The sequence below is a fragment of the Delftia tsuruhatensis genome, assembly GCF_903815225.1.
GTDB classification, from domain to species: domain Bacteria; phylum Pseudomonadota; class Gammaproteobacteria; order Burkholderiales; family Burkholderiaceae_C; genus Comamonas; species Comamonas tsuruhatensis_A.
This window is the reverse complement of sequence record NZ_LR813084.1, coordinates 1-24,094: the sequence shown is the minus strand read 5'-3', so window position 1 is coordinate 24,094 and position 24,094 is coordinate 1. Positions and strand designations below refer to the sequence as shown.

The 24,094-nt window shown below is 68.7% G+C and carries 21 protein-coding genes; 14 read left to right on the top strand and 7 right to left on the bottom strand.

Annotated elements, in window-relative coordinates; all coding sequences use genetic code 11:
- Window positions 1-6 precede the first annotated feature (6 nt).
- Together L1Z78_RS00105 and L1Z78_RS00100 are read right to left on the bottom strand one after the other, a co-directional pair.
- Window positions 7-255 (bottom strand): acetyl-CoA carboxylase, encoded by a 249-nt coding sequence (locus tag L1Z78_RS00105; RefSeq protein ID WP_234639566.1) that lies wholly within the window; start codon window positions 253-255, stop codon window positions 7-9.
- 53 nt (window positions 256-308) lie between these two features.
- Window positions 309-1,097 (bottom strand): 5-oxoprolinase subunit PxpA, encoded by a 789-nt coding sequence (locus L1Z78_RS00100; protein WP_234639565.1) that lies wholly within the window; start codon window positions 1,095-1,097, stop codon window positions 309-311.
- A gap of 238 nt (window positions 1,098-1,335) precedes the next feature.
- Between L1Z78_RS00100 and L1Z78_RS00095 the strand changes: the two genes are divergently transcribed.
- Complete coding sequence (locus L1Z78_RS00095) at window positions 1,336-2,265, top strand: LysR family transcriptional regulator (protein ID WP_234639564.1); 930 nt, start codon at window positions 1,336-1,338, stop codon at window positions 2,263-2,265.
- A 335-nt stretch (window positions 2,266-2,600) separates the two neighbouring features.
- On the opposite strand, the gene L1Z78_RS00090 is transcribed toward L1Z78_RS00095, so the two are convergent.
- Entirely contained in the window at window positions 2,601-2,906 is a 306-nt protein-coding gene (locus L1Z78_RS00090; protein WP_234639563.1) for a hypothetical protein, read from the bottom strand.
- A gap of 59 nt (window positions 2,907-2,965) precedes the next feature.
- Here L1Z78_RS00090 and L1Z78_RS00085 point away from each other — a divergent pair, with 59 nt between their 5' ends.
- The 13 genes from L1Z78_RS00085 to L1Z78_RS00025 are packed head-to-tail and all read left to right on the top strand — an operon-like array spanning window position 2,966 to window position 18,126.
- Window positions 2,966-5,137 (top strand): indolepyruvate ferredoxin oxidoreductase subunit alpha, encoded by a 2,172-nt coding sequence (locus L1Z78_RS00085; RefSeq protein WP_234639562.1) that lies wholly within the window; start codon window positions 2,966-2,968, stop codon window positions 5,135-5,137.
- Window positions 5,138-5,145: 8 nt separating this feature from the next.
- Window positions 5,146-6,657, top strand: coding sequence for an indolepyruvate oxidoreductase subunit beta family protein (locus L1Z78_RS00080; RefSeq protein ID WP_234639561.1), 1,512 nt, complete (start codon window positions 5,146-5,148; stop codon window positions 6,655-6,657).
- Window positions 6,658-6,692: 35 nt separating this feature from the next.
- Window positions 6,693-7,691 (top strand): Bug family tripartite tricarboxylate transporter substrate binding protein, encoded by a 999-nt coding sequence (locus L1Z78_RS00075; RefSeq protein WP_234639560.1) that lies wholly within the window; start codon window positions 6,693-6,695, stop codon window positions 7,689-7,691.
- An 11-nt stretch (window positions 7,692-7,702) separates the two neighbouring features.
- Entirely contained in the window at window positions 7,703-8,698 is a 996-nt protein-coding gene (locus tag L1Z78_RS00070) for a PDR/VanB family oxidoreductase (RefSeq protein ID WP_418921658.1), read from the top strand.
- A gap of 31 nt (window positions 8,699-8,729) precedes the next feature.
- Window positions 8,730-9,698, top strand: coding sequence for a Bug family tripartite tricarboxylate transporter substrate binding protein (locus L1Z78_RS00065; RefSeq protein ID WP_234639559.1), 969 nt, complete (start codon window positions 8,730-8,732; stop codon window positions 9,696-9,698).
- 4 nt (window positions 9,699-9,702) lie between these two features.
- Window positions 9,703-11,034 (top strand): aromatic ring-hydroxylating dioxygenase subunit alpha, encoded by a 1,332-nt coding sequence (locus tag L1Z78_RS00060; protein ID WP_234639558.1) that lies wholly within the window; start codon window positions 9,703-9,705, stop codon window positions 11,032-11,034.
- A complete protein-coding gene (locus tag L1Z78_RS00055) occupies window positions 11,031-11,534 on the top strand; it encodes an aromatic-ring-hydroxylating dioxygenase subunit beta (protein WP_234639557.1) in 504 nt (167 codons plus the stop codon). Before L1Z78_RS00060 ends, L1Z78_RS00055 begins: the two co-directional genes overlap by 4 nt.
- 8 nt (window positions 11,535-11,542) lie before the next feature.
- Window positions 11,543-13,153, top strand: coding sequence for an ATP-dependent acyl-CoA ligase (locus tag L1Z78_RS00050; protein ID WP_234639556.1), 1,611 nt, complete (start codon window positions 11,543-11,545; stop codon window positions 13,151-13,153).
- Between the two features lie 16 nt (window positions 13,154-13,169).
- Window positions 13,170-14,159 carry a Bug family tripartite tricarboxylate transporter substrate binding protein gene (locus tag L1Z78_RS00045; RefSeq protein ID WP_234639555.1) on the top strand — a complete coding sequence of 330 codons (990 nt, stop codon included), beginning with the start codon at window positions 13,170-13,172 and terminating at the stop codon, window positions 14,157-14,159.
- A gap of 2 nt (window positions 14,160-14,161) precedes the next feature.
- Window positions 14,162-15,340, top strand: a complete 1,179-nt coding sequence (locus L1Z78_RS00040) for a thiolase family protein (RefSeq protein ID WP_234639554.1) — start codon at window positions 14,162-14,164, stop codon at window positions 15,338-15,340.
- The gene (locus L1Z78_RS00035) at window positions 15,337-16,590 is read left to right on the top strand and encodes an SDR family NAD(P)-dependent oxidoreductase (RefSeq protein WP_234639553.1); all 1,254 of its coding nucleotides are present in this window, start codon (window positions 15,337-15,339) and stop codon (window positions 16,588-16,590) included. Before L1Z78_RS00040 ends, L1Z78_RS00035 begins: the two co-directional genes overlap by 4 nt.
- 1 nt (window position 16,591) lies before the next feature.
- The gene (locus L1Z78_RS00030) at window positions 16,592-17,401 is read left to right on the top strand and encodes a cyclase family protein (RefSeq protein WP_234639552.1); all 810 of its coding nucleotides are present in this window, start codon (window positions 16,592-16,594) and stop codon (window positions 17,399-17,401) included.
- Window positions 17,398-18,126 carry an SDR family oxidoreductase gene (locus L1Z78_RS00025; protein WP_234639551.1) on the top strand — a complete coding sequence of 243 codons (729 nt, stop codon included), beginning with the start codon at window positions 17,398-17,400 and terminating at the stop codon, window positions 18,124-18,126. The genes L1Z78_RS00030 and L1Z78_RS00025 overlap by 4 nt, the downstream gene beginning before the upstream one ends.
- A 29-nt stretch (window positions 18,127-18,155) precedes the next feature.
- On the opposite strand, the gene L1Z78_RS00020 is transcribed toward L1Z78_RS00025, so the two are convergent.
- From L1Z78_RS00020 to dnaA, 4 genes are all read right to left on the bottom strand, one after another.
- On the bottom strand, window positions 18,156-18,620 hold the full coding sequence (locus L1Z78_RS00020; protein ID WP_234639550.1) for a MarR family winged helix-turn-helix transcriptional regulator: 465 nt from the start codon (window positions 18,618-18,620) through the stop codon (window positions 18,156-18,158).
- A 35-nt stretch (window positions 18,621-18,655) separates the two neighbouring features.
- Window positions 18,656-21,235 carry a DNA topoisomerase (ATP-hydrolyzing) subunit B gene (gene gyrB / locus L1Z78_RS00015; RefSeq protein ID WP_234639549.1) on the bottom strand — a complete coding sequence of 860 codons (2,580 nt, stop codon included), beginning with the start codon at window positions 21,233-21,235 and terminating at the stop codon, window positions 18,656-18,658.
- A gap of 211 nt (window positions 21,236-21,446) precedes the next feature.
- Window positions 21,447-22,565: a DNA polymerase III subunit beta gene (dnaN, locus tag L1Z78_RS00010; RefSeq protein WP_234639548.1), complete on the bottom strand. Its 1,119-nt coding sequence runs from the start codon at window positions 22,563-22,565 to the stop codon at window positions 21,447-21,449.
- Between the two features lie 122 nt (window positions 22,566-22,687).
- Window positions 22,688-24,094 (bottom strand): chromosomal replication initiator protein DnaA, encoded by a 1,407-nt coding sequence (gene dnaA / locus L1Z78_RS00005; protein WP_234639547.1) that lies wholly within the window; start codon window positions 24,092-24,094, stop codon window positions 22,688-22,690.

The window sequence follows — 24,094 nt, the reverse complement described above, 5'->3', positions numbered from 1 at the left end:
GGGGCCTCACGCCGTTTCGATGACGGCCAGCACCTGGCCCGGATCGACGGGTTCGCCGTTCTCCACGGCAAAGCCCCGCAGCCGGCCGGCCACGTCGGCCGTGACTTCGCTGAACTGCTTCATCACCTCGACCAGGCCGATCACATCGCCCACGGCCACGGTGTCGCCTTCGGCCTTGAACGGCGGCGCGTCGGGCGCCGAACGGCGGTAGAAGGTGCCCGGCAGCGGGCTCAGGACTTCATGGGTAGCGGGCATCGATGCACTCCTGGAAAGCGGGAACAGGAACGAAAGCGGGAAGAACGGAAAACTCAAGGCCGCGCCGGCGCAGCCGCACCGGCAAAACCTGCAACTTCGATGCCGTGCTCGGCCAGTGCGCGGCGCGTGGCCTGCACGATCGCCAGCGCGCCGGGCGTGTCGCTGTGGATGCAGACCGAGTCGAAGCCGATCGCCATGTCCTGGCCTTCGACCGTGCGCACCACGCCTTCGGTGCAGGCACGCAGCACCTTGGCGGCCACGGCCTCGGGGTCGAGCGCGCCGGCGCGGCGGGTGAAGACGATGGAGCCGCTCAGGTCGTAGTCGCGGTCGGCATAGAACTCGCGCGCCACGGGCTGGCCCAATTCGCACGCCACCTGGAAGGTGACGGACGATTCCATGCAGAACAGGCGCAGCGTCGGTTCGATCTGCTGCAGGGCAGTGACGAGTGCGCGCGACAGCGTCTCGTCGCGCGCCGCATGCATGTAGAGCGCGCCGTGCGGCTTGATGTGCTGCAGCGTCATGCCGGCCAGCCGCGCGAATTCGCGCAGCGCGCCGAGCTGGTAGACCATGTCGTTCACCAGCTCGTCGGCCGGTGCATTGATATGGCGGCGCCCGAAGCCCACGAGGTCGCGAAAGCCCGGGTGCGCGCCGATGCCCACGCCGTTTTCCCGGGCCAACAACACCGTCTTGCGCATGATGTTCGGATCGCCCGCATGAAAGCCTGTGGCGATATTGGCCGAGCTGATCAATGGCATCAATTCCTGGTCCACGCCATCGCCGATGGCCCATGGACCGAAGCTTTCGCCCATGTCGGAGTTCAGATCAATCAGCGTCTTCTTCACGTTTCACCTTGTGTTGTTGGCACGGCCAGATGGCAGCAATGCGGGACAAAGTGAAGATTAGTGAGCTGAAAATCGGCTGAAAAGCATTATTTACAGGCGATGCGATATCTGAAAAACAGATACTCCGACTGCATGCAATAGGCGCTACCCTGGAGATCAGTGAATGCTAGGTATCGGATTTGCGCGCGCTGGCATGCAATTTTCGAGCGATAAGTAAATACCCCAGGAAGGCTGCACCATGTCCTTGACCCTTCGCCAGCTCAAGTACTTCACGGCGGTGGCCGAAGTGGGTCGCATCTCACATGCGGCACTGCAACTCAACATCTCGCAATCGGCCGTGACCACGGCAGTCCGGGAGCTGGAGGAAATGCTGGGGCAGCAGCTGTTTGAGCGACAGCCTCATGGCGTGGAACTGACCCGGGCCGGACGGCGTTTTCTGAGCCATGCCTATGCCGTGCTCTCGGCGGCAGACGAGGCGATCCGCATGCCGCATGAGGGAGTGAATGTCGAGGGGACGCTTACCGTTGCCGCTACTTACACGGTGCTCGGCTACTTCTTGCCCCATCACCTTCAGCGTTTCGAGCAATTGCATCCGCAGATCAAGGTCAAGGTGCACGAAGTAGTGCGTGAAGCCATTGAGGAGGGGCTGATCACGCAGCAATACGACATGGGCGTACTGCTCACGTCCAATGTGGTGCTGCGCGAGCTGTCGCTCGAGACATTCTTTGGCTCGCAACGCCGACTGTGGGTGCCGGCCAAGCATGCGCTGCTCGAAAAGGCGGAAGTCACGCTGGCCGATGTGGCTGCCGAGCCCTACATCCTGCTCACCGTGGACGAGGCTGCGGGCACTGCAATGAAATATTGGAGCAAGACGCCGTACCAGCCTCAGATCAGGCTGCGCACAAGCTCGGTAGAAGCAGTGCGCAGCACCGTGGCGAATGGCCTAGGTGTGACCGTTCTCTCGGATATGGTTTATCGACCTTGGTCGCTGGAGGGAAAGCGCATTGAAACCATCAGTCTGCGCGACGCCGTGCCTACGATGAACATCGGGCTTGGGTGGAAGCAAGGCATCGAATTTTCCCCAGCGATGACGGCGTTTCGCGATTACTTTCGGCAGTTGTTTCTCGAGCCGGTCCTGCATCAAGGCAGAAGGAGGCCCGGCGGTTGATGTCGGTGGTTGGACATGCCCGTTCCTGCATTCAGCAAAACGGCTTCCTCCGAATTTCTCGCGCATGCGAATGCATCGATTGAGGCATCACATCATGGCCTGGGTGGCCCATCCTTCAGTCCCGTGACTTTCAACGCGACCCGCACGACCCGGCCAAGTTCGAGCGCTATAAGGCCGAGGCGCTGGTCAACACCATCAACACCATCAACACCGTGGGGGTGATGGGCAAGGGCATTGCGCAGATGTTCAAGGAGCGCTTTGACGACAACTACCGCCAGTACGCCGCAGCCCGACCAGGACAAGTACAGCAACCACCGTCTGCACGGCTTGCTTGCTCATCTGACCCCAAGCGAGCTCGTCATGAAAGGGCAGTGCAACTTGAAGAAGCGAGTTTTTTGACTGTCCAGCTTCGGAAAGAACGCCAGCGCCTTCCTGCCCATCCTCCCTGAATCGGCAGCTTTCTCCGCTTGCCAGCCACCGGCTTTTCCAGCCACACCGGCCCCATGTCCAACGCGCTCCGTGACCGCCTCGAGCACTTCAAGGCCATGTACCGCCATCCCGAAACGCCTGTCCGTCGCGCGCAAGACGCCTGGGAAAACCATGATTTTGGATGCATTTACTTCGCCGTTGATGCATGTCATATTCCATCCAAAATCATAGATCACCGCTCCCGGCGGCGGTCCCCGCGAAGGATTCCTAGATGGCAGAACGCTCGTTTGTCGAAGAGGTCCGCAAGCTGCGCCTGGGCGCGGGCGAGGTGTTCCGTGGCGAGGGCATCCTGGCGGTGACCAAGGCGCTGCTGGAGTCGGGCGTGAACTATGTGGCGGGCTACCAGGGCGCGCCGATCTCGCACCTGATGGACGTGCTGGCCGATGCCCAGGACATCCTGGTCGAGCACGGCATCCGCTTCGAGAACAGCGCCAGCGAGGCCACGGCGGCGGCCACGCTGGCCGCCTCGGTCAACTACCCGCTGCGCGGTGCCGTGACCTTCAAGGCCACGGTGGGCACGAATGTCGCGTCCGATGCGCTGGCCAACCTGGCCTCGGGCGGCGTGCAGGGCGGGGCGCTGGTCATCGTGGGCGAGGACTATGGCGAGGGCTCGTCCATCATGCAGGAGCGCAGCCACGCCTTCGCGATGAAGTCGCAGATCTGGCTGCTGGACCCGCGCCCCAATTTGCCCAGCATCGTGCAGGCGGTGAAAGACGGCTTCGAGCTGTCCGAGGCCAGCCATACGCCCGTGATGCTGCAGCTGCGCATCCGCGCCTGCCATGTGCATGGCCAGTTCATCGCCAGCGACAACCGCCGTCCGGCCCACACCATCGAACAGGCCATGGCCGAGCCGCAGCGCGACGTGGGCCGCATCGTGCTGCCGCCCGCCAGCTTCATGCACGAGCAGGAAAAACTGCGCCAGCGCTGGCCCGCCGCCCAGCGCTTCATCGCGGAGCGCGGGCTCAACGAGTTCTTCTCCGAGGATGCGGACGACATCGGCATCGCCTGCCAGGGCGGCAGCTACAACGGCCTGATCCGGGCGCTGCAGCAGCTGGACCTGGCCGATGCCTATGGCCGCACGCGCATCCCGCTGTACGTGATGAACGTCGCCTATCCGCTGGTGGACAGCGAGCTGCTGCGCTTTTGCGCGGGCAAGCGCGCCCTGCTGGTGGTGGAGGAGGGCCAGCCGAACTTCGTCGAGCAGAACGTGGCGGCGGTGCTGCGCCAGGCCGGATCGGCGACCGCGCTGCATGGCAAGGACATGCTGCCGGCCTTCGGCGAGTACACCACGGCCGCCCTGCTCCAGGGCGTGCGCGCCTTTCTGCTGGGGCAAGGCAGGCTGCCGGCGCAGGCACGGTCACAGCCCGTACCGCGCAGGATCATCCCGCTGACGCCCGTGCCGTCCCTGCCCCCGGTCGAGGCCAGCGTGCAGGCGCGTCCGCCGGGGTTTTGCACGGGCTGCCCCGAGCGGCCCATCTTCACCGCGATGAAGCTGGTCCAGCGCGAGCTGGGCGAGCACCACATCAGCGCCGACATCGGCTGCCACCTGTTCTCCATCCTGCCGCCCTTCAACCTGGGCAACACCACCATGGGCTACGGCCTGGGCGCGGCGGGGGCGGCGGCGTTCAACCCGGCGCAGCCGCGCGAGGGCGGCAAGCGCGTGGTGGCCGTCATGGGCGACGGCGGCTTCTGGCACAACGGCCTGACCAGCGGCATCGCCAACGCGGTGTTCAACAAGAGCGACAACCTGACCATCGTCGTCGACAACAGCTACACCTCGGCCACGGGCGGGCAGGACATCCTGTCGTCCCGGGCGTCCAACCCCACGCGCAGCACCCGGCACGCCATCGAGCGCGCCGTGCGCGGCGTGGGCGTGCAATGGGTCAGGACCGTGCGCCGCACCTACGACCTCCAGGCCATGGTGGGCACGCTGCGCGAGGCGCTGACCACCACCACGCAGGGCCCCAAGGTGCTGATCGCGCAGAGTGAATGCATGCTGAACCTGCAGCGCCGCGAAAAGCCCAGGGTCCGCCAGGCCATCGCCAGCGGCCGGCGCGTGGTGCGCGAGCGCTTCGGCGTGGACCCGGACACCTGCACGGGCGACCATTCGTGCATCCGCCTGTCGGGCTGCCCCTCGCTGTCGATACGGCCCCATCCCGATCCGCTGCGCAGCGACCCCGTGGCCACCGTCATCGACAGCTGCGTGGGCTGCGGCCTGTGCGGCGAAGTGGCGCATGCGGCCGTGCTCTGCCCCTCGTTCTATCGCGCGCAGATCGTCAGCAATCCCACGCGCTGGGACCGCTGGCGCCAGCGGGCGCGCGGCGCCGTGATCGGCTGGCTGCAGCGCCGCGACCAGCGCCGGCTCGACCGCCTTGCCTTCTGAGGCTCGCCATGCCCCACAGCCAACCGATCAAGATCGCCATCCTCGCCATGGGCGGCGAGGGCGGCGGCGTGCTGGCCGACTGGATCGTCGACCTCGCCGAGCACCACGGCTTCATCGCCCAGAGCACCTCGGTGCCCGGCGTGGCGCAGCGCACCGGCGCCACGCTCTACTACGTCGAGCTGTTCGACGGCGAACAGGCACGCCAGGCGGGCGGCCAGCCCGTGCTGGCGCTGATGCCCCTGCCCGGCGACGTGGACGTGGTGCTGGCCTCCGAACTCATGGAGGCCGGCCGGGCCGTGCAGCGCGGCCTGGTCACGCCCGACCGCACCACCCTGGTGGCCTCCACCCACCGCGTCTATTCCATCGCCGAGAAGACCGCCATGGGCGATGGCCGCGTGGACAGCGCCGAGCTGCTGGCCCATGCGGACCGGGCGGCGCGGCGCTTCGTGGGCTTGGACATGGCCCGGGTGGCCGAGCAGGCGTCCAGCGTGGTCAGCGCGGCGCTGTTCGGCGCCTTGGCCGCCACCGGCGCCCTGCCCTGGAGCCGGGCCCAGTTCGAGGCCACCATCGAACGTGGCGGCGTGGGCGTGGCGTCCAGCCTCAAGGCCTTCGGCATCGCCCATGCACAGGCGTCGCGGGCGTCGGAGCCTGTGCAGCAGGCCGATGCGGCTGCGGCGCCTGCGGCACCTGCCGCACGCACCCCGGCCGATCCCGCCGTGGCCGCGCTGGTGGCGCGCGTGGCCGGCTTTCCCGGCCCTGCGCAGGCCCTGATCACCGAAGGCCTGCGCCGGCTGATCGACTACCAGGACCCGGCCTATGCCGCGCTCTACCTGGACCGGCTGGCTGCCGTGCAGGCCCTGCCGGACGATGGCACGGGCGCCCTGCTGCGCGATACCGCGCGCCACCTGGCGCTGTGGATGGCCTACGAGGACACGGTGCGCGTGGCCGACCTCAAGACGCGCGCCAGCCGCTTCGCGCGGGTCCAGGCCGAGGTGCGGCTGCAGTCCGGCCAGCAGATCGCCATCCAGGAGTTCATGCACCCGCGCATCGAGGAGATCTGCGACACCCTGCCGGCCGGCCTGGGCCGCTGGCTGGCCCGCCCGCACGCGGTGCATCGCCTGGTGGCGCGCTTGACGCGGCAGGGGCGCACGGTGTCCACCAGTTCGCTGCGCGGCTTTCTGCTGCTGTGGGGCCTGGCGCGGCTGCGCGGCCTGCGGCGCGGCTCGCTGCGCTACCAGCACGAGAACGCGCGCATCGAGCAATGGCTGGCGCAGATCGCCGCCACGGCCGCGTTCAACCCGGCGCTGGCGGTCGAGGTCGCCCTGTGCCAGCGCCTGGTCAAGGGCTATGGCGACACCCATGCCCGAGGCCTGGCGAACTACGAACTGCTGATGCGGGCCGTGCAGAGCACCGGTCCCCGGCTGGCCCCCGCCACGTTGCGTGCGCTGCGCGAGGCGGCGCTGGCCGACGAGCATGGCCACGCGCTGCGGGCCGCGCTGCAAGAGCAGGCGCTGGCCTGATTCCACCCACGCATGTCCATCGAGGAGGCCGCTTCATGACAACCAACACTCTGGGCCGTCACCGTCGATGGGCAAGGGCCCGCATGGCCGCACCTTTGCTGGCCCTGCTGCTGTGCACGGCCGGCGGACTGACCACGGCGCATGCCTGGCCGACCAAGCCGGTGCGCCTGGTCGTCTCGTTCGCGCCGGGCGGCCTGGCCGACGTGATGGTGCGGCTGCTGCAGCCGCAGCTGGCCGAGGCCCTGGGCCAGCCCGTGCTGATCGACAACCGCAGCGGCGCCTCGGGCAACGTGGCCGGCGACCTCGTGGCCAGGAGTGGAGACGGCCACAGCTTTCTGGTCGCGGCCTCCAGTGTCGAGTCGGTCAATCCCTCCATGTTCTCGCGCATGCCCTTCGATCCGGCCAAGGATCTGGTGCATGTGGCGCTGCTGGCCAACACCCGCCTGTTCCTGGTCGCGCGGCCCGACCTGCCGTCCGGCGACCTCAGTGCCTTCATCCACCATGCGCGCAGCCATCCGGGCATGAGCTATGGCTCCCCGGGCACGGGCAGCACGCCGCACCTGGCCGGGGAAATGCTCAGGCAGGCCGCCGGCGTCGCGGCCACCCATGTCCCCTACCGGGGCGCGCAGCCGGCGCTGCAGGCCGTGCTGTCCGGCCAGATCGACTATGCCTTCGTGCCCGGCACGGCACTGACCTGGGTGCGCGGCGGCAAGCTCAGGCTGCTGGCGGTCGCCAGTGCGGCGCGCGTGCCCGAGGCGCCTGACACGCCGGCCTTTGCCGAGCAGGGCCTGGGCGATGTGGCCGTCGATACCTTGTTCGGCGTCTACGGCCCCGCCGGCACGCCGCCCCCGGTGGTGGAGCGGCTCAACGGCGAGATCAACAGGCTGCTCGCACAGCCGTCCATCAAGGCGCGGTTCGCCGAGCTGGGCGCCGAGCCCCTGCCGGTCACCCCGGCGGCCTTCAAGGCCACCGTGCAGGCCGAGACGCTGCGCTTTGCCGCCGTGGTGAAGGCCGCGAACATCAAGGCGGACTGAGGGAACACGCCATGACGCTCCCCCCTCTCCCAAATCCCCCCACGCTGACGCTGCGCGTCGCGCAGGCCCTGCCGCTCAACCCGCTGGTCCGCATGCTGGTGCTGCGCGCGGCCGATGGCGGGCCGCTGCCCGGTTTCGACGCCGGATCGCACCTGCGTGTGCGGGTCGGCCCGACCGGCGACCCGCACGATTGGCGCGAATACTCGCTGATCGATCTGGAACGCGGTGCCCATGCCGCGCCGGCCGCATACCGCATCGCCGTGCGCCTGGAGGCCGAAGGCCGTGGCGGCTCGCGCTTCATGCATGGCTTGCAGGAGGGCGACGAGATCACCGTCGCGCCGCCGCGCAACGACTTCCCCCTGGCCGATCACGCGGGCTGCGCGGTGCTGGTGGCTGGCGGCATCGGCGTCACGCCGCTGGCCAGCATGGCGGCGCGCTGCCGCGCCCTGGGGCGGCCGGTGCGCATGGCCTACGCGGGCCGCAGCCGCGCGCAGATGGCCTTGCTGACCGAATTGCAGGCCCTGCTCGGCGATGCGCTGCGCGTGCACGCCGACGACGAGCAGGGCGCGCCGCTGGACGTGGACGCCCTGCTGGACCGCTGCGCGCCCGAGGACCGCCTGTACGTCTGCGGCCCCCGGCCCCTGCTCGATGCCGTGCTGGCGGGCGCCCGCGCCCGTGCCTGGCCCATGGAGCGCGTGCGGTTCGAGCTGTTCACGGCCGCGCAGCCGCAGGCCGGCGACCAGGCCTTCGAGCTGGTGCTGGCGCACAGCGGTCGGCGCTGCACCGTGGCGGCGGACCAGAGCATCCTCGACTGCCTGATCGAACAGGGCTGCGATCCGCTGTTCGACTGCCGGCGCGGCGAGTGCGGGGTCTGTGCCGTGCCCGTGCTCGAAGGCGAGATAGACCACCGCGACCATGTGCTCGGCGCCAGCGAAAAGGCCGCAGGCAACGTGATCCAGATCTGCATCTCGCGTGCCAGGGGGCCGCGCCTGGTGCTGGATCTCTGAGGCCCCACCCACCCCACGCGAGGAGACCCCGATGATGCTCAGAACCTTGAGGCGGCTGGCTGCGCTGGCCCTGTTTCCACTGGTCTCGCTGGTCGCTCTGGCCAACGATGGCAAGCCCGTCGAATGGGTGGTGGGCTATGCGCCCGGCGGCGGCTCCGACGTGGTGGCGCGCATGCTGGCCGATGCCATGGGCAAGAGCATGCAGCAGTCCTTCATCGTGGTGAACAAGCCGGGCGCGGGCGCCAACATCGCCGCCGAGTACGTGGCCCGCACGCGCAGCCCGGAGCACACCGTCTCCACCGTGGATTCGGCCGTGCTGGCGGCCAATCCCTTTCTCTACGGCAAGCTGGGCTACAGCGCCGAACGGGACTTCGCCCTGGCCGGCATGATCGCGCGCTTTCCACTGGTGCTGGTGGTGGGACCCCAGGTGCCGGCCAGGAACCTGGCGGAGTTCCTGGCCTGGGCCCGCCAGGCGCCCGAGGGCACCAGCTACGGCAGCCCGGGCCTGGGCAGTCCGCACCACCTGGCGGTGGAGCTGTTCCGCAGCCAGTCGGGCCTGCAACTGACCCATGTGCCTTATCGCGGCGCCGCGCCGGCCCTGGCCGATGTGGCTGGCGGCCAGCTGCCCTTCATGTTTGTCGATACCTCCAGCGGCGGCCCCTTCATCGGCGCGGGCAAGGTGCGCGCCATCGGCGTCGCCAGCCCGCAGCGCGTGTCGTCCATGCCCGAGCTGGCGACCCTGGCCGAGCAGGGCCTGCCCGGTTTCGAGGCCTATGCCTGGCAGGCCCTGGTCGTGCCGGCGGCCACGAAACCGGCCACGGTGCAGGCCTTGAACAAGGCGCTGAACCTGGCGCTGAACTCCGCCGACGTGAAGGCCCGCATGCAGACGCTGGGCATCGAGCCCCTGCCCACCACGCCCGCCGAGGCCACGCGCTACGCCGCCCAGGAGCGCGAGCGCTGGGGCCGCGTGATCCGCAACGCCCACATCCGCCTGGACTGACGCCATGACTCGCTACCACGACAACCCCGGGGCCGTGGCCGCCCTGGTGCGCGATACCGAGGTGCACAGGGACTGCTACACCAGCGAAGAAATCTTCGCCCTGGAGATGGAGCAGCTGTTCGCCAGCACCTGGATCTACGTGGGCCACGCCAGCCAGATTCCCCGTCCCGGCGACTTCTATGCCACCACCGTGGGCGACCAGCCCGTGGTCATGGTGCGCCACACCGACGCCAGCATCCGGGTGCTGTACAACCGCTGCGCGCACAAGGGCGTGCAGATCGCGCCCGAAGGCTGCGGCCACACGGGCAAGTTCTTCCGCTGCCCCTACCACGCCTGGACCTACCGCACCGATGGCCGGCTGCTGTCCATCCCTTTGAAGAAGGGCTACGACCACACCGGCTTCGAGGCCTGCGAGGCCAGCCAGGGCATGGTGGCCGTGGGGGCCGTCGAGGTCTACCGCGACTTCGTCTTCTGCCGCCTGCGCCCCGAAGGCATGGGCTTTGCGCAGTTCTTCGGCCCCGCGCTGTCCACGCTGGACAACATGGTCGATCGCTCGCCCGAGGGCCGGCTGGAGGTGGCCGGCGGCGTCATGCGCTACCTGCACCGCTGCAACTGGAAGATGCTGGTGGACAACCAGACCGACACCTGCCACCCCATGGTGGCGCATGAGTCCTCGGCCGGCACGGCCGTGAAGGTCTGGGAAAGCGCCCCCGAGGGCACGCCCCAACCCATGGCGGTGGAGCTGTTCGCGCCCTTCGTGAACCCCTACGAGTTCTTCGAGAACATGGGCATCCGCGTCTGGCCCAACGGCCATGGCCACACGGGCGTCAGCGACTCCATCCACGCGGCCTATTCGCCCGCGCCCGGCTACTGGGACAGCATGGTGGCGGCCTACGGCGAAGCGCGTGCGCGCGCCATCCTCGGCGAGGTGCGGCACAACACCGTCTACTTTCCCAACCTCATGGTCAAGGGGCCGATACAGACGCTGCGCCTGTTCAAGCCGCTGGCGGCCGACAGGACGCTGGTGGAGAGCTGGACCTTCCGCCTGGCCGGCGCACCCGACCTGCTGCTGGAGCGCACGCTGATGTACAACCGCCTCGTCAACGCGCCCACCTCGGTGGTGGGCCACGACGACCTGGAAATGTACGAGCGTGCCCAGCAGGGCCTGGCCTCGCGCGGCTCGCAATGGGTGAACCTGGGCCGCCTGTTCGATCCCGCCGAGAAAGCGCAGGAAGAGGCCGTGACCAACGGCACCAGCGAATGGCAGATGCGCAGCCAGATGCGTGCCTGGGCGCGCTTCATGACGGATGGCATGGCGCGGGAGGACCTGGCATGAACACGGCCCTGCCCACCGACCAGCAGCTCATCGACTTCGTGCTCGACGAAGCGGCCCTGCTCGACGCCCAGCGCTACGACGACTGGCTGGCCCTGTTCACCGACGACGGCCACTACTGGATGCCGCTGGCCCCGGGCCAGACCGATGCGCGCCTGCATGCCTCGCTGCTGTACGAGGACCGGCTGCTGCTGCAGGTGCGCATAGCGCGGCTGCGCGGCGCGCGCACCTTCTCGCAGCAGCCCGTCAGCCGCTGCCACCACCTGCTGCAGACGCCGCGCGTGACGGCGCGCGACGACGCGGCCGGCATCTACCACTGCCGCACGGCCTTCCACTACATCGAGACGCGCCGGGACGAGCAGGCGCTGTATGCGGGCTGGGCCGGGCACGAGCTGGTGCGCCAGGACGATGGCCAGGGTGGGGGCCGTCTGCGCATGCGGCTCAAGCGCGTGGACCTGGTCAACTGCGATGCCGCGTTCGGCAACATGCAACTGTTCATGTGAGGTCTGCCATGTCCTGTGCCATCCCCTGGATCGACAGCTTCACGCCAGCCCAGCGCACGCTGCCCGCGCTGCTGGAGCAGCAATGCCGGCGCTTTGCCGACCGCACCCTGCTCGTCGCCGGCGACACGCGCTGGCGCTATGCCGACGCGCTGCGCACGGCCCGCGCCATGGGCGCGCTGCTGCGGGATGCCGGCCTGGGCCCCGGCGACCGCGTAGCCCTGATGTGCGGCAACCGCCCCGAGTTCCTGCAGACCCTGCTGGGCTGCGCCTGGATAGGCGCCATCACCGTGCCCTTGAACACCGCCGCGCGCGGCCCCTCGCTGCGGCACATGCTGGCCAACAGCGGCGCGCGGCTGTTCGTGGCCGAATCCGAGGGCCTGGCGGCGCTGCAAGGGCTGGAGGACCGCGACAGCCTGGCCCTGGAGCGCCTGTGGTGCATCGATGCGCCCCCGCCGCCTGGCAGCGAGCCGTTTCCGGTACCGGGCGAAACGCTGGCGGACCCCCTCGCAGAGCCCGCACCCGTGCAGCCCGGCGACACGCTGGCCATCCTCTACACCTCGGGCACGACCGGCCTGTCCAAGGGCGTGTGCTGCCCGCATGCGCAGTTCTACTGGTGGGGCCGCCATACCGCGCAGCTGCTGGAGCTGTCGGGCACGGGGGAGGGCGAGGTGCTGCTGACCACGCTGCCGCTGTTCCACACCAATGCCCTGAACGCCTTCTTCCAGGCCTTGCTGACGGGCTCCACGCTGGTGGTGGAGCCGCGCTTCTCGGCCTCGGGCTTCTGGGCCGCGCTGGTGCAGCACCGGGCTACGGTGACCTATGTGCTGGGCGCCATGGTGCCCATCCTGCTGTCGCGGCCGCCGTCGCCGCTGGACCGCGCGCACCGCGTGCGCATGGCGCTGGCGCCCGGCGTGCCGCCGCGCTTTCATGCGCAGTTCGGCGCGCGCTTCGGCCTGCGGCTGCTGGACGGCTATGGCTCCACCGAAACCAACTTCGTGATCGGCCGGGATGCCGAACAGCGCCCCGGCAGCATGGGCCGCGTGGTGCCGGGCTTCACGGCGCGCGTGGCCGATGCGCAGGACGAGGAGCTGCCGCCCGGCACGCCCGGCGAGCTGCTGCTGCGCGCCGACGAGCCCTACGCCTTCGCCACCGGCTACTTCGGCATGCCCGGGCAGACCGTGCAGGCCTGGCGCAACCTGTGGTTCCACACCGGCGACCGCGTGGTGCGCGATGCCGACGGCTTCTTCACCTTCCTGGACCGGCTCAAGGACGCCATCCGCCGGCGTGGCGAGAACATCTCCAGCTACGAGGTCGAACAGGTGCTGCTGAGCCATCCGGACGTGGCCGTGGCGGCGGTGTTCCCCGTGCGCAGCGAGCTGGCCGAGGACGAGGTCATGGCCGCCATCGTCCCGCGCGAGGACGCCGTGCCGGACCCTGTGGAGCTGCTGCGCTTTTGCGAGACGCGCATGGCGTATTTCGCTGTCCCGCGCTACCTGGAATTCATGGCCGCGCTGCCCTCGACCGAGAACGGCAAGGTGCAGAAATTCAAGCTGCGCGAGCGCGGCATCACCGCGCAGACCTGGGACCGCGAGGCGGCCGGCTTCCAGCTCCGGCGCTGACCCCACGGGAGCCACCATGCACGCCCTGTCATTCCCGATCCGGTCCCTGGGTGTCCTGCTGTGCACCGCCTGCCTGGCCCTGGGCGCAGCCGCAGGCACGGGGGCGCCGCAGGCCTACCCCAGCAAGCCCATCCGCATCATCGTGCCCTTCCCGCCCGGTGGCGGCAGCGACCTCGTGGCCCGCACCGTGGCGGCACGCCTGGGCGAGCGCTGGAGGCAGCCCGTCATGGTGGACAACCGGCCCGGCGGAAACACCCTCATCGCGGCCGAGGCGGCGGCCCGCGCGGCGCCCGATGGGCATACGCTGTTCGTGGCCATCGACTCCACGCTGGCCATGAACCAGAGCCTGTACCGCAAGCTGCCCTACGACCCGGTCAAAAGCTTCGCCCCGGTCACGCTGGCCATCACCATGCCCATGGTGCTGGCGGCGCATCCGTCGGCCGGCGCGCGCAGCGTGGCCGAGCTGCTGGCGGCGGCGCGCGCCCAGCCGGGCCGGCTGGCCTATGCGCACGGCGCCATGCCGGCCCAGGTGGCCGGCGAGGTCTTCAAGAGCGCGGCTGGCGTGGACCTGCTGGCCGTGCCCTACAAGGGCGGCGCACCGGCCATGACGGACACGGTGGCGGGCCAGGTGCCGCTGATCTTCGATGCGCTGGGGCCGGCCATGCCCTACATCCAGGGCGGCAAGGTCCGGCCGCTGGCCGTGACCAGCGCCACGCGCAGCCCGCTGCTGCCCGAGGTGCCGACCCTGGCCGAATCGGGCCTGCCCGGCGTGGACCTGCTGACCTGGATCGGCTTCGTGGTGCCGGCAGGAACGCCGCCGGCCATCGTCGAGCGGCTGCACCGGGAACTGGCCGCCATCCTGCGGATGCCGGCCACGCGCGAGCTGCTGTCCGGCATGGGCATGACGGTGGTGGCCGGCACGCCCGCGCAGTTCGCGCAGACCATCGCGGACGACACCCTGAAATTCGGCCGCATCATCGAGGCGGCCGGCATCCGGCTGGACTGAGCATGGCCACCTACCTGCAACGCAAAGGCTACGAGGGCGTGGCGCTGGCCGTGCCCGTCACCGTGCCCTACGAGCGCTACAGCATCCATGGCGCGCACTGGTTCCTGGGCCAGGCCGTGCGCGGCCTGCTGGCCGGCAGCGGCCTGGCCAAGGCGCAGATCGACGGCCTGACGGTCAGCAGCTTCTCGCTGGCGCCCGACACCGCCGTGGGCGTGACCCAGCACCTGGGCCTGTCGCCGCGCTGGCTGGACCACATCCCCACGGGCGGGGCCTCGGGCGTGATGGCGCTGCGCCGCGCCGCGCGGGCCGTGCAATGCGGCGATGCCGAGGTGGTGGCCTGCGTGGCGGCCGACACCAACCATGTGGACTCGTTCCGGCAGACGCTGGGCGCCTTCAGCGACTTCGCGCGCGATGCCAGCTACCCCTACGGCGCGGGCGGGCCCAACGCCATGTTCGCCTTCATCACCGCGCACTACATGCGCAGCCATGGCGCGCGGCGCGAGGATTTCGGGCGCATCGCCGTGGCCCAGCGCACGAACGCGTTGCGCAATCCCCATGCCTTGTTCGACAAGCCCTTGACGCTGGAGGACTACCTGGCGGCCCGGCCGATTGCCGAGCCCATCCACCTGTTCGACTGCGTCATGCCCTGCGCGGGGGCGGAGGCCTTTCTCGTGATGGCACCCGAACGTGCGCGCGACCTGGGCCTGCCCCATGTGCTGCTGCGCGGCGCCATCGAACGCCACAACGCCTATGCCGAAGACCCCGTGATGCTGCGCGGCGGCTGGGCCGTGGACCGTGGCGACCTCTATGCCCAGGCGGGCATGCAGCCCCGGGACATCGACTTTCTGCAGACCTATGACGACTACCCGGTGATCGCCATGATGCAGATGGAGGACCTGGGCTTTTGCGGCAAGGGGGAAGGGCCGGACTTCGTGCGCGCCCACGACCTGACCCATGCCGGGGACTTCCCGCACAACACCGGTGGCGGCCAGCTGTCCTGCGGCCAGGCGGGCGCGGCCGGCGGCTTCCTGGGCCTGACCGAGACGCTGCGCCAGCTCACCGGACAGGCCGGGGAACGCGCCGTGCCCGGTGCGCGCACGGCCCTGGTGGGCGGCTTCGGCATGGTGACCTATGACCGCTGCCTGTGCACGGGCGCCGTGATCGTGGAGGCCAGCAGATGACATTGCCGTTCACGAAGCCCGCACGCAAGAACCCTCTGCTGCGCACCCCGCAGATCAACCTGCCGCCGTCCGCGCGCGGCCGCGTGGCGCTGGGCCTGACGGCGGCCGCCGCCGAAGGGCGCCTTGCCTTGCAGGCCTGCGCCGAATGCGGCGCCGTGCAGTACCCGCCGCGCGAGGCCTGCCACCGCTGCCTGTCGCCCGAGCTGCCCTGGCAGGCGCAGGACGGTGCGGGCGTGCTGCTGGCCTCGACCACGCTGGCCCACAGCAACGACCTGTACTTCCGCGAGCGCCTGCCCTGGCGCCTGGGCATGGTGCAGCTCGATACGGGGCCCAGCGTCATGGTGCACCTGCATGGCGAAGTGGGCGCCGCCCCCGAGCGCGTGCAAGTGCAGGCCCGCCTGGACCGCGCCGGCCAGGCGGTGCTGATCGCATGCCCCGAGAAAGGAACCCCACACATGGCCGACGACCCCCTGCTGCGCGAAATGGCCAGCGACCCCAAGCACCGCAAGAGCCTGGTGACGGATGGCCAATCCGCCGTGGGCCAGGCCATGGCCCGTGCGCTGGTCCAGGCTGGCGCAGATCTTGTCTGGGTCGGCCATGCCGAACCCTGGAAGAAGCTGCCGGGCCTGGCGGAGTTGGCGGCCATGCCGCAGGTCACGCTGGTGCCGCTGGATGTGACCGACGAGCGCTCGGTCGGCACCCTGGCCGGCCAGATCGGCGGCAAGGTGGACATCGTGGTCAACACGGCCGAGTTGCACCGGGGCTTCGGCATCGCGGCGCGGCGCGGCACCGACGTGGCCAAGGCCGAGATGGAGGTCAACTACTTCGGCCTGCTGCGGCTGGCGCAGTGCTTCGGCCCGGCGCTCAAGGCCCGCGCGGCCGATGGTGCCGCGCACGCCACGGCCTGGGTCAATCTGCTGTCGGTCTACGCGCTGGCCAATTTTCCCGCGCATGGCACCTTCTCGGCCTCCAAGGCGGCGGCCCTGTCGCTGGCCCAGTGCCTGCGCGCGGAAATGCAGCCTGCGGGCATCCGCGTGGTCAACGTGTTCCCCGGACCCATCGACGACGAATGGAGCCAGAACCTGCCACCGCCCAAGCTCGCTCCCGCCGCGCTGGCGTCAGCCATCGTGAAGGCTTTGCGTGACGGCCTGGAAGACATCTACCCCGGCGACCTGGCCCAGGAATGGCGCCAGCGCTGGCGCCACGACCCCAAGGTACTTGAACGCGAACTCGCCGCAGGAGGACTCTGACATGCCCGCTTCCCCCGATCTGCTGGCCGGCCTTGCGCTGGCCCTGGCCAGCGGCCGCATCCGCATCATCGACCTGACCCAGACGCTGAGCCCGGACTTTCCCACCATCGCCCTGCCGCCCGAGGTAGGCCAGTGCCAGCCCTTTCGCATCGAACGGATATCGGCCTATGACGAGCGCGGGCCGGCCTGGTACTGGAACAATTTTTCCTGCGGCGAACACACGGGCACGCATTTCGATGCGCCCATCCACTGGATCTCGGGCCGCGACCTGCCGAACAACGCCGTGGACAGCATCCCGCCGCAGCACTTCATCGCCCCGGCCTGCGTGATTGACTGCAGCGCCCAGGCCGCGGCCGATCCCGACTACCTGATGGGCGTGGCCGATATCGCGCGCTTCGAGGCCGCCCACGGCCGCATCCCGGCCGGCAGCTGGGTGCTGATGCGCACCGACTGGGCGCGGCGCTGGTCGCAGGCGCGCGATGCCCAGGCCTTCCAGAACTTCGACGCCAGCGGCCAGCACACGCCGGGGCCGGACACGGACGCCGTGCGTTTCCTGGTCGAGCAGCGCGACGTGCTGGGCTTCGGCACCGAATCCATAGGCACGGACGCGGGCCAGGCCTACCACCTGCGTCCACCCTATCCCTGCCATTCGCTGATGCACGGCGCCGGCAAATACGGCCTGCAATGCCTGACCCGGCTGGACCAGCTGCCGCCCACCGGCGCACTGGTGGTGGCCGCGCCGCTGAAGATCGAAAACGGCAGCGGCAGCCCGCTGCGGGTGCTGGCGCTGGTGGAGGAGGGCAGGGCATGAAGGCGCACAAGGTCGCCGCGGTGACGGGCGGCAGCGCCGGCATCGGCAAGGCCATCTGCGAACAGCTGCTGGCCCAGGGCTATGAAGTCATCTCGCTGGCGCGGCGGCGCACCGAAATCGACCATCCGCGCCTGCACAGCATCGAGGTGGACCTGGCCGACCGCGCAGCCACGGCCCAGGCGGTGCAGGCCATGGTGGGGCAGCACGAGGTCACCACCATCGTGCACAACGCGGGCGTGATCCGCGCCGCCCTGCTGCCCGATGTGCAGCTCGCGGACCTGGATGCCCTGGTCGAGCTGCACCTGGGCTGCGCGGTGCAGATGCTGCAGGCGGCGCTGCCGGCCATGCGGGCGCGGCAGTTCGGCCGCGTGGTGCTGCTGTCCTCGCGCGCGGCGCTGGGCCTGGCCACGCGCACCAGCTACTCGGCCACCAAGGCCGGCATGCTGGGCATGGCGCGCACCTGGGCGCTGGAGCTGGCGCCCGAGGGCATCACGGTCAACGTGGTCGCGCCGGGGCCGATACGCACCGACATGTTCTACGACGTGGTGGCGCAGGGCAGCGACAGGGAGCGCCAGCTGGCCGCCTCCGTGCCCGTGCGCCGGCTGGGCGAGGCGGCCGACGTGGCGCGCGCCGTGGCCTTCTTCGCCGATGCGGCCAGCGGCTTCGTGACCGGCCAGGTGCTCTATGTCTGCGGTGGCACCAGCGTGGGCAGCCTGGCGCTGTAGCGGCCCAGGCCACCCAGGCTGTCAGCCGCTCAGCCGGGCGGCAGGTGCAGCTCGATGATGCGCCGCAGCGTGACCTTGAGCGCCTCGGCGCGCTTGAGGCCGAAGGGCTGCAGCACGCGCAGCTCGTGCTCCTTGGCCTTGCGGATCAGATCGGCCAGGATGGCCTGGCCCGCCGGCGCGATGCGCACCATGGTCAGGCGCCGGTCGCTGTCGTGCGCGAAGCGCTCCACATAGCCCTTGGCCTCCATGCGGTCCAGCAGCCGCGTGACCGTGGGCTGCTTGGTGACCGAGATCTGCGCCAGCCGCCCGGTGCTGATGCCCGGCGAGCCGGTCAGCGAGGCCAGGATGCGCCACTCGGTGACCGAAAAACCCTCGGCCTCGACCACGGCATGGAACTCCGCCGAAATCAGCTTGCTGGCCTGTGCCAGCAGCGCCGGCAGGTAGTCCTCGACGAAGGGCAGGGCCGTGGGCTCGTCCTGGGGGGCCTCAGCCATGCCGGAACCTGCACCGTCCTTGTCGCCCGAGGACATCACACGTCGATATTCCCCGCCCGCAGCGCATTCGTCTCGATGAAGTCCCTGCGCGGCTCGACCTCGTCGCCCATCAGCATGGTGAACACGCGGTCGGCCTCGATGGCGTCGCCGATCTGCACCTGCAGCAGGCTGCGCACGTTGGGGTCCATGGTGGTTTCCCAGAGCTGCTCGGGGTTCATTTCGCCCAGGCCCTTGTAGCGCTGGCGGGCCGTGGTGCGCTCGGCCTCGTGCAGCAGCCACTGCATGGCCTGGCGGAAGTCGGCGGCCTTGTCGCTCTTGGCCTTTTCGCCTTCGCCGCGCATGACCTTGGCGCCTTCGCCCAGCAGGCCGTTGAAGTTCTGGGCCTCGTCGGCCAGGGCCGCGTAGTCATGGCTGCGCACGAACTCCTGGGTGAGGATGGAGCTCTTGATGTTGCCGTGGTGGTGGCGGCTGATGCGCAGCACGGGCTTTTCGGTGACGGGGTCGATCTCGGCCGTGACTTCGGCGGGCACGCCCGTGGTGGTCAGCTCGCGCAGCTTGGCCTCCAGGATGGGGGCGCAGGCCTGGGCGGCCTCGATGCTGTCCAGCGTGATCTGCACGCCATCGGCGATGGCGCGCAGCGCCTCGGCATCCATGAAGTTGGACAGGCGGTCGATGACGGTCTCTGCGGCCAGGTGCATGTTGGCCAGCCTGGCCAGTTCCTCGCCGTCCAGCGTGCGTGGGTTGGCGCCGCCGGTGTGGACGCTGGCATTGAGCAGGGCGATGCGCAGCAGGTACTGGTCCAGGGCCGGGGCGTCCTTGATGTACAGCTCTTCCTTGCCGTTCTTGACCTTGTACAGCGGCGGCTGGGCGATGTAGATGTGGCCGCGCTCGACCAGCTCGGGCATCTGGCGGTAGAAGAAGGTCAGCAGCAGGGTGCGGATGTGGGCGCCGTCCACGTCCGCGTCGGTCATGATGATGATGCGGTGGTAGCGCAGCTTGTTGGGGTCGAAGTCGTCGCTGCCGCTCTTGCCCGATTCGGCCGTGGCCTTGCCGATGCCGGTGCCCAGGGCCGTGATCAGGGTCACGATTTCATTGCTGGACAGCAGCTTTTCGTAGCGCGCCTTCTCGACGTTCAGGATCTTGCCGCGCAGCGGCAGGATGGCCTGGAACTTGCGGTCGCGCCCCTGCTTGGCCGAGCCCCCTGCGGAGTCGCCCTCGACGATGTAGATCTCGCACAGCGCCGGGTCCTTTTCCTGGCAGTCGGCCAGCTTGCCGGGCAGGCCCATGCCGTCGAGCACGCCCTTGCGGCGCGTCATCTCGCGGGCCTTGCGCGCGGCCTCGCGGGCACGCGCGGCCTCGACGATCTTGCCGCACAGGATCTTGGCGTCGTTGGGTTTTTCTTCCAGGTAGTCGGTCAGCGCCTTGGCGACGATGTCCTCCACGGGCGCGCGCACTTCGCTGGAGACCAGCTTGTCCTTGGTCTGGCTGCTGAACTTGGGCTCGGGCACCTTCACGGAGAGCACGCAGCACAGGCCTTCGCGCATGTCGTCGCCGCTGACCTCGACCTTGGCCTTCTTGGCCAGCTCGTTCTGCTCGATGTACTTGCCGATCACGCGCGTCATGGCCGCGCGCAGGCCCGTCAGGTGGGTGCCGCCGTCGCGCTGCGGGATGTTGTTGGTGAAGCATAGCACCTGCTCGGCATAGCTGTCGTTCCACTGCATGGCGACTTCGACGCCGATCTCGGTGCCGGGGATGCCGCCATAGCTTTCCGCGGGGCGGCTGCCGTTGGCGTGGAAGGCCGTGGGATGCAGCACCTTCTTGTTGGCGTTGATGAACTGCACGAAGCCCATGACGCCGCCGGCGCCCGAGAAGTCGTCCTCGCGGCCGTCGCGCTCGTCCTTGAGGCGGATGCGCACGCCGTTGTTCAGGAAGGACAGCTCGCGCAGGCGCTTGGCCAGGATCTCGTAGCGGAACTCATGGTTCTGCGTGAAGATTTCCGTGTCGGGCAGGAAGTGGACCTTGGTGCCGCGCTTGTCGCTCTTGCCGACCACGCGCATGGGCGAGACCTCGAAGCCGTCCACGACCTCGATCAGGCGGTTCTGCACCTGGCCGCGCGAGAAGTCGATCTCGTAGACCTCGCCGTCGCGGCGTACGCTGAGCTTGAGCCAGACGGACAGCGCGTTCACGCAGGACACGCCCACGCCGTGCAGGCCGCCCGAGACCTTGTAGCTGTTCTGGTTGAACTTGCCGCCGGCGTGCAGTTCGGTCAGCGCGATCTCGGCGGCCGAGCGCTTGGGCTCGTGCTTGTCGTCCATCTTCACGCGCGTGGGAATGCCGCGGCCGTTGTCGATGACGGACAGCGAGCCATCGGCATGGATGGTCACGAGGATGTCGTCGCAATAGCCGGCCAGGGCCTCGTCGATGGAGTTGTCCACCACTTCGAAGACCAGGTGGTGCAGGCCCGTGCCGTCGGAGGTGTCGCCGATGTACATGCCGGGGCGCTTGCGCACGGCCTCCAGGCCTTCGAGGATCTGGATCGCGCCTTCGCCATACCCGCCCGAATCGGATCCTGCGGGGGCGGTGGTCTGGGGTGCTGGCTTGTTCTCGTCGGTCATGGAAGGCCCTGGGGTAGTTCCGTCGGAAGCTGTCGCTTCGCTTGAAAATGGTTCGAATCGGCCGCTGGCGCGGTGCGTAGGGACACGCGCTGGGGGCTACGAGTCGGATAGGGTGGTTGCGCGCCGTGCACCATGCAACGCCATGGGGCGGCGGGTGCGGGGGCTGCGCAAGGTGTCAGGCATCGGGTCGGTGTGACGCGCTCGCAATGGCTCAGATGCGCATGGGCATCACGACGTACTTGAAGCTGTCGTTCTCGGGGATGGTCAGCAGCGCCGAGCTGTTGCCGTCCTGCAGGTCGATCCTGATCATGTCCTGGTTCATGTTGGACAGGGCGTCGATCAGGTAGGTGACGTTGAAGCCGATCTCGATGGTGTCGCCACCGTAGTCGATGTCCAGCTCGTCCATGGCCTCTTCCTGCTCGGCGTTGTTGGACGCCACGCGCAGGGTGCCGGGCTCCACCGTCAGGCGCACGCCCTTGAACTTGTCGCTGGTCATGATGGCCGTGCGCTGCAGGCTGGCCAGCAGCGGGGCGCGGCCCAGGGTCACGCTGTTGGTGTGGTTGCGCGGGATGACGCGGTTGTAGTCGGGGAACTTGCCCTCGACCAGCTTGGTCACGAACTCCATGCCGCCGAAGGTGAACTTGGCCTGGTTGTTGGCGAACTGCATCTCGATGTGGGGCTGGTTCTCGCCACCGGCGTCCGACAGCAGGCGCTGCAGCTCCAGCACGGTCTTGCGCGGCAGGATCACTTCCTGCTTGGGCACTTCCACGTCCAGCTGGCTGCTGGCGAAGGCCAGGCGGTGGCCGTCGGTGGCGACCAGGGACAATTGCTTGCCTTCGGCCACGAACAGGATGCCGTTGAGGTAGTAGCGGATGTCCTGCACGGCCATGGCGAAGGAGACCTGGCCCAGCAGGTCCTTGAGCACCTTCTGCGGCACGCTGAAGGACGGGCCGAAGGCCGCGGCCTCCTGCACCAGCGGAAAGTCCTCGGCCGGCAGGGTCTGCAGCGTGAAGCGGCTCTTGCCGCCCTTGAGCACCATCTTGGACTGCTGTGTTTCCAGGCTCACGGTCTGGTCGCCGGGCATGGTCTTGAGGATGTCGATGAGCTTGCGCGCGCCCACGGTGGTGGTGAAGTCGCCGGTGTCGCCGCCGAGTTCGGCCGTGGTGCGGATCTGGATTTCCAGGTCGCTGGTGGTCAGCTGCAGCGCGTTGCCGGTCTTCTTGATCAGCACGTTGGCCAGGATGGGCAGCGTGTGGCGGCGTTCGACGATGCCGGACACCGATTGCAGGACCGCGAGAACTTTGTCTTGTGTGGCTTTCAGGACGATCATGTCAACCTCTGATATTCAGGATGCGGGTCTCGGTGGGAGCGGCGGCTCACAAATGAGCCCCCTCTTGCCGCTCCAATTCCCCATTTTGCCGCGTACATGCGGCCTGGATGGGGGAGTTTTCATCAACCTTTGAGAGTTTGCTCCAGCACGTGCAGCTGCTGGTTCAGCTCGGTCAGCTGCTGGCGTTCGCCGGCGATCTTGCGCACCGCGTGCAGCACCGTGGTGTGGTCGCGTCCGCCGAACAGCTCGCCGATCTCGGGCAGGCTCTTCTGGGTCAATTCCTTGGCCAGGTACATGGCGATCTGGCGCGGCCGGGCGATGCTGGCAGGGCGCTTCTTGCTGTACATGTCGGCGACCTTGATCTTGTAGTAGTCGGCCACCGTCTTCTGGATGTTTTCCACGCTGATCTGGCGGTTCTGGATGGACAGCAGATCGCGCAGGGCCTCGCGGGCCAGCTGGATGGAGACTTCCTTCTGGTTGAAGCGCGAGTAGGCCAGGATCTTGCGCAGCGCGCCTTCGAGCTCGCGCACGTTGGAGCGCACGTTCTTGGCCACGAAGAAGGCGACTTCCTCGGGCATCTCGGCGTTCTCGGCACGGGCCTTGTTGATCAGGATGGCCACGCGCATCTCCAGCTCGGGCGGCTCGATGGCCACCGTCAGCCCGGAGTCGAAGCGCGAGACCAGCCGCTCGTGGATGTTGGCCAGCCCCTTGGGATAGGTGTCCGAGGTCATCACGATGTGGCTCTTCTTGGCCAGCAGGGCCTCGAACGCATTGAAGAACTCTTCCTGCGTGCGATCCTTGTTGGCGAAGAACTGCACATCGTCGATCAGCAGCAGATCCAGCGAGTGGTAACGCTCCTTGAACTCGTCGAAAGTGCGGCGCTGGTAGGCCTTGACCACATCCGAGACGAATTGCTCGGCATGGATGTAGAGAACTTTGGCGTCGGGCTTGTCGGCCAGCAGCTTGTTGCCCACGGCATGCACCAGGTGGGTCTTGCCCAGGCCCACGCCACCGTAGATGAACAACGGGTTGTACAGGTGGCCGGGCGATGCCGCCACGTGCATGGCGGCCGAGCGCGCCATGCGGTTGGCCGTACCTTCCACCAGGGTATCGAAGGTCAGGGCGGCGTTCAGGCGCGTGCGAAAGACCGGCGCCGCGGCGTCTTCGCCCGTGACGGTCGGCACGGCGGTGGTGATGGTCTCCGGGGGCGCCGAGCGTTCGGTCGACGAAGGGCGCACATAAGTGCGCACAACACTTTCACGCTGAGCGAGTGCCAACTCCAGTGTGACCGGCTGGCCGTAGAGCGACTCCAGCATGGCCGAGATGCGGCCTGCGTACTGGGCACGTATCCAGTCGAGCTTGAAGCGGTTGGCCACGTAGACGGTGACCTTGGAGAAGTCTTCGGCGACGTGCGCGGTCAGGGGCTTGATCCAGGTGTTGAACTGCTGCTCGGGCAACTCCTGCCCGAGTTGCTCAACGCAGACTTGCCACAGGCCCTGGCCTGCATCGTTCGTGGGTTCCTCTGTCAT

What these genes read in the sequence shown, in the direction of transcription:
- dnaN (WP_234639548.1), bottom strand. Translation starts at nt 22,565, where the DNA reads ATGATCGTCCTGAAAGCCACACAAGACAAAGTTCTCGCGGTCCTGCAA.
- L1Z78_RS00105 (WP_234639566.1), bottom strand. Translation starts at nt 255, where the DNA reads ATGCCCGCTACCCATGAAGTCCTGAGCCCGCTGCCGGGCACCTTCTAC.
- L1Z78_RS00065 (WP_234639559.1), top strand. Translation starts at nt 8,730, where the DNA reads ATGATGCTCAGAACCTTGAGGCGGCTGGCTGCGCTGGCCCTGTTTCCA.
- L1Z78_RS00090 (WP_234639563.1), bottom strand. Translation starts at nt 2,906, where the DNA reads ATGACATGCATCAACGGCGAAGTAAATGCATCCAAAATCATGGTTTTC.
- L1Z78_RS00070 (WP_418921658.1), top strand. Translation starts at nt 7,703, where the DNA reads ATGACGCTCCCCCCTCTCCCAAATCCCCCCACGCTGACGCTGCGCGTC.
- L1Z78_RS00055 (WP_234639557.1), top strand. Translation starts at nt 11,031, where the DNA reads ATGAACACGGCCCTGCCCACCGACCAGCAGCTCATCGACTTCGTGCTC.
- L1Z78_RS00035 (WP_234639553.1), top strand. Translation starts at nt 15,337, where the DNA reads ATGACATTGCCGTTCACGAAGCCCGCACGCAAGAACCCTCTGCTGCGC.
- L1Z78_RS00050 (WP_234639556.1), top strand. Translation starts at nt 11,543, where the DNA reads ATGTCCTGTGCCATCCCCTGGATCGACAGCTTCACGCCAGCCCAGCGC.
- L1Z78_RS00080 (WP_234639561.1), top strand. Translation starts at nt 5,146, where the DNA reads ATGCCCCACAGCCAACCGATCAAGATCGCCATCCTCGCCATGGGCGGC.
- L1Z78_RS00045 (WP_234639555.1), top strand. Translation starts at nt 13,170, where the DNA reads ATGCACGCCCTGTCATTCCCGATCCGGTCCCTGGGTGTCCTGCTGTGC.
- L1Z78_RS00085 (WP_234639562.1), top strand. Translation starts at nt 2,966, where the DNA reads ATGGCAGAACGCTCGTTTGTCGAAGAGGTCCGCAAGCTGCGCCTGGGC.
- gyrB (WP_234639549.1), bottom strand. Translation starts at nt 21,235, where the DNA reads ATGACCGACGAGAACAAGCCAGCACCCCAGACCACCGCCCCCGCAGGA.
- dnaA (WP_234639547.1), bottom strand. Translation starts at nt 24,094, where the DNA reads ATGACAGAGGAACCCACGAACGATGCAGGCCAGGGCCTGTGGCAAGTC.
- L1Z78_RS00075 (WP_234639560.1), top strand. Translation starts at nt 6,693, where the DNA reads ATGACAACCAACACTCTGGGCCGTCACCGTCGATGGGCAAGGGCCCGC.
- L1Z78_RS00040 (WP_234639554.1), top strand. Translation starts at nt 14,162, where the DNA reads ATGGCCACCTACCTGCAACGCAAAGGCTACGAGGGCGTGGCGCTGGCC.
- L1Z78_RS00020 (WP_234639550.1), bottom strand. Translation starts at nt 18,620, where the DNA reads ATGGCTGAGGCCCCCCAGGACGAGCCCACGGCCCTGCCCTTCGTCGAG.
- L1Z78_RS00025 (WP_234639551.1), top strand. Translation starts at nt 17,398, where the DNA reads ATGAAGGCGCACAAGGTCGCCGCGGTGACGGGCGGCAGCGCCGGCATC.
- L1Z78_RS00060 (WP_234639558.1), top strand. Translation starts at nt 9,703, where the DNA reads ATGACTCGCTACCACGACAACCCCGGGGCCGTGGCCGCCCTGGTGCGC.
- L1Z78_RS00030 (WP_234639552.1), top strand. Translation starts at nt 16,592, where the DNA reads ATGCCCGCTTCCCCCGATCTGCTGGCCGGCCTTGCGCTGGCCCTGGCC.
- L1Z78_RS00095 (WP_234639564.1), top strand. Translation starts at nt 1,336, where the DNA reads ATGTCCTTGACCCTTCGCCAGCTCAAGTACTTCACGGCGGTGGCCGAA.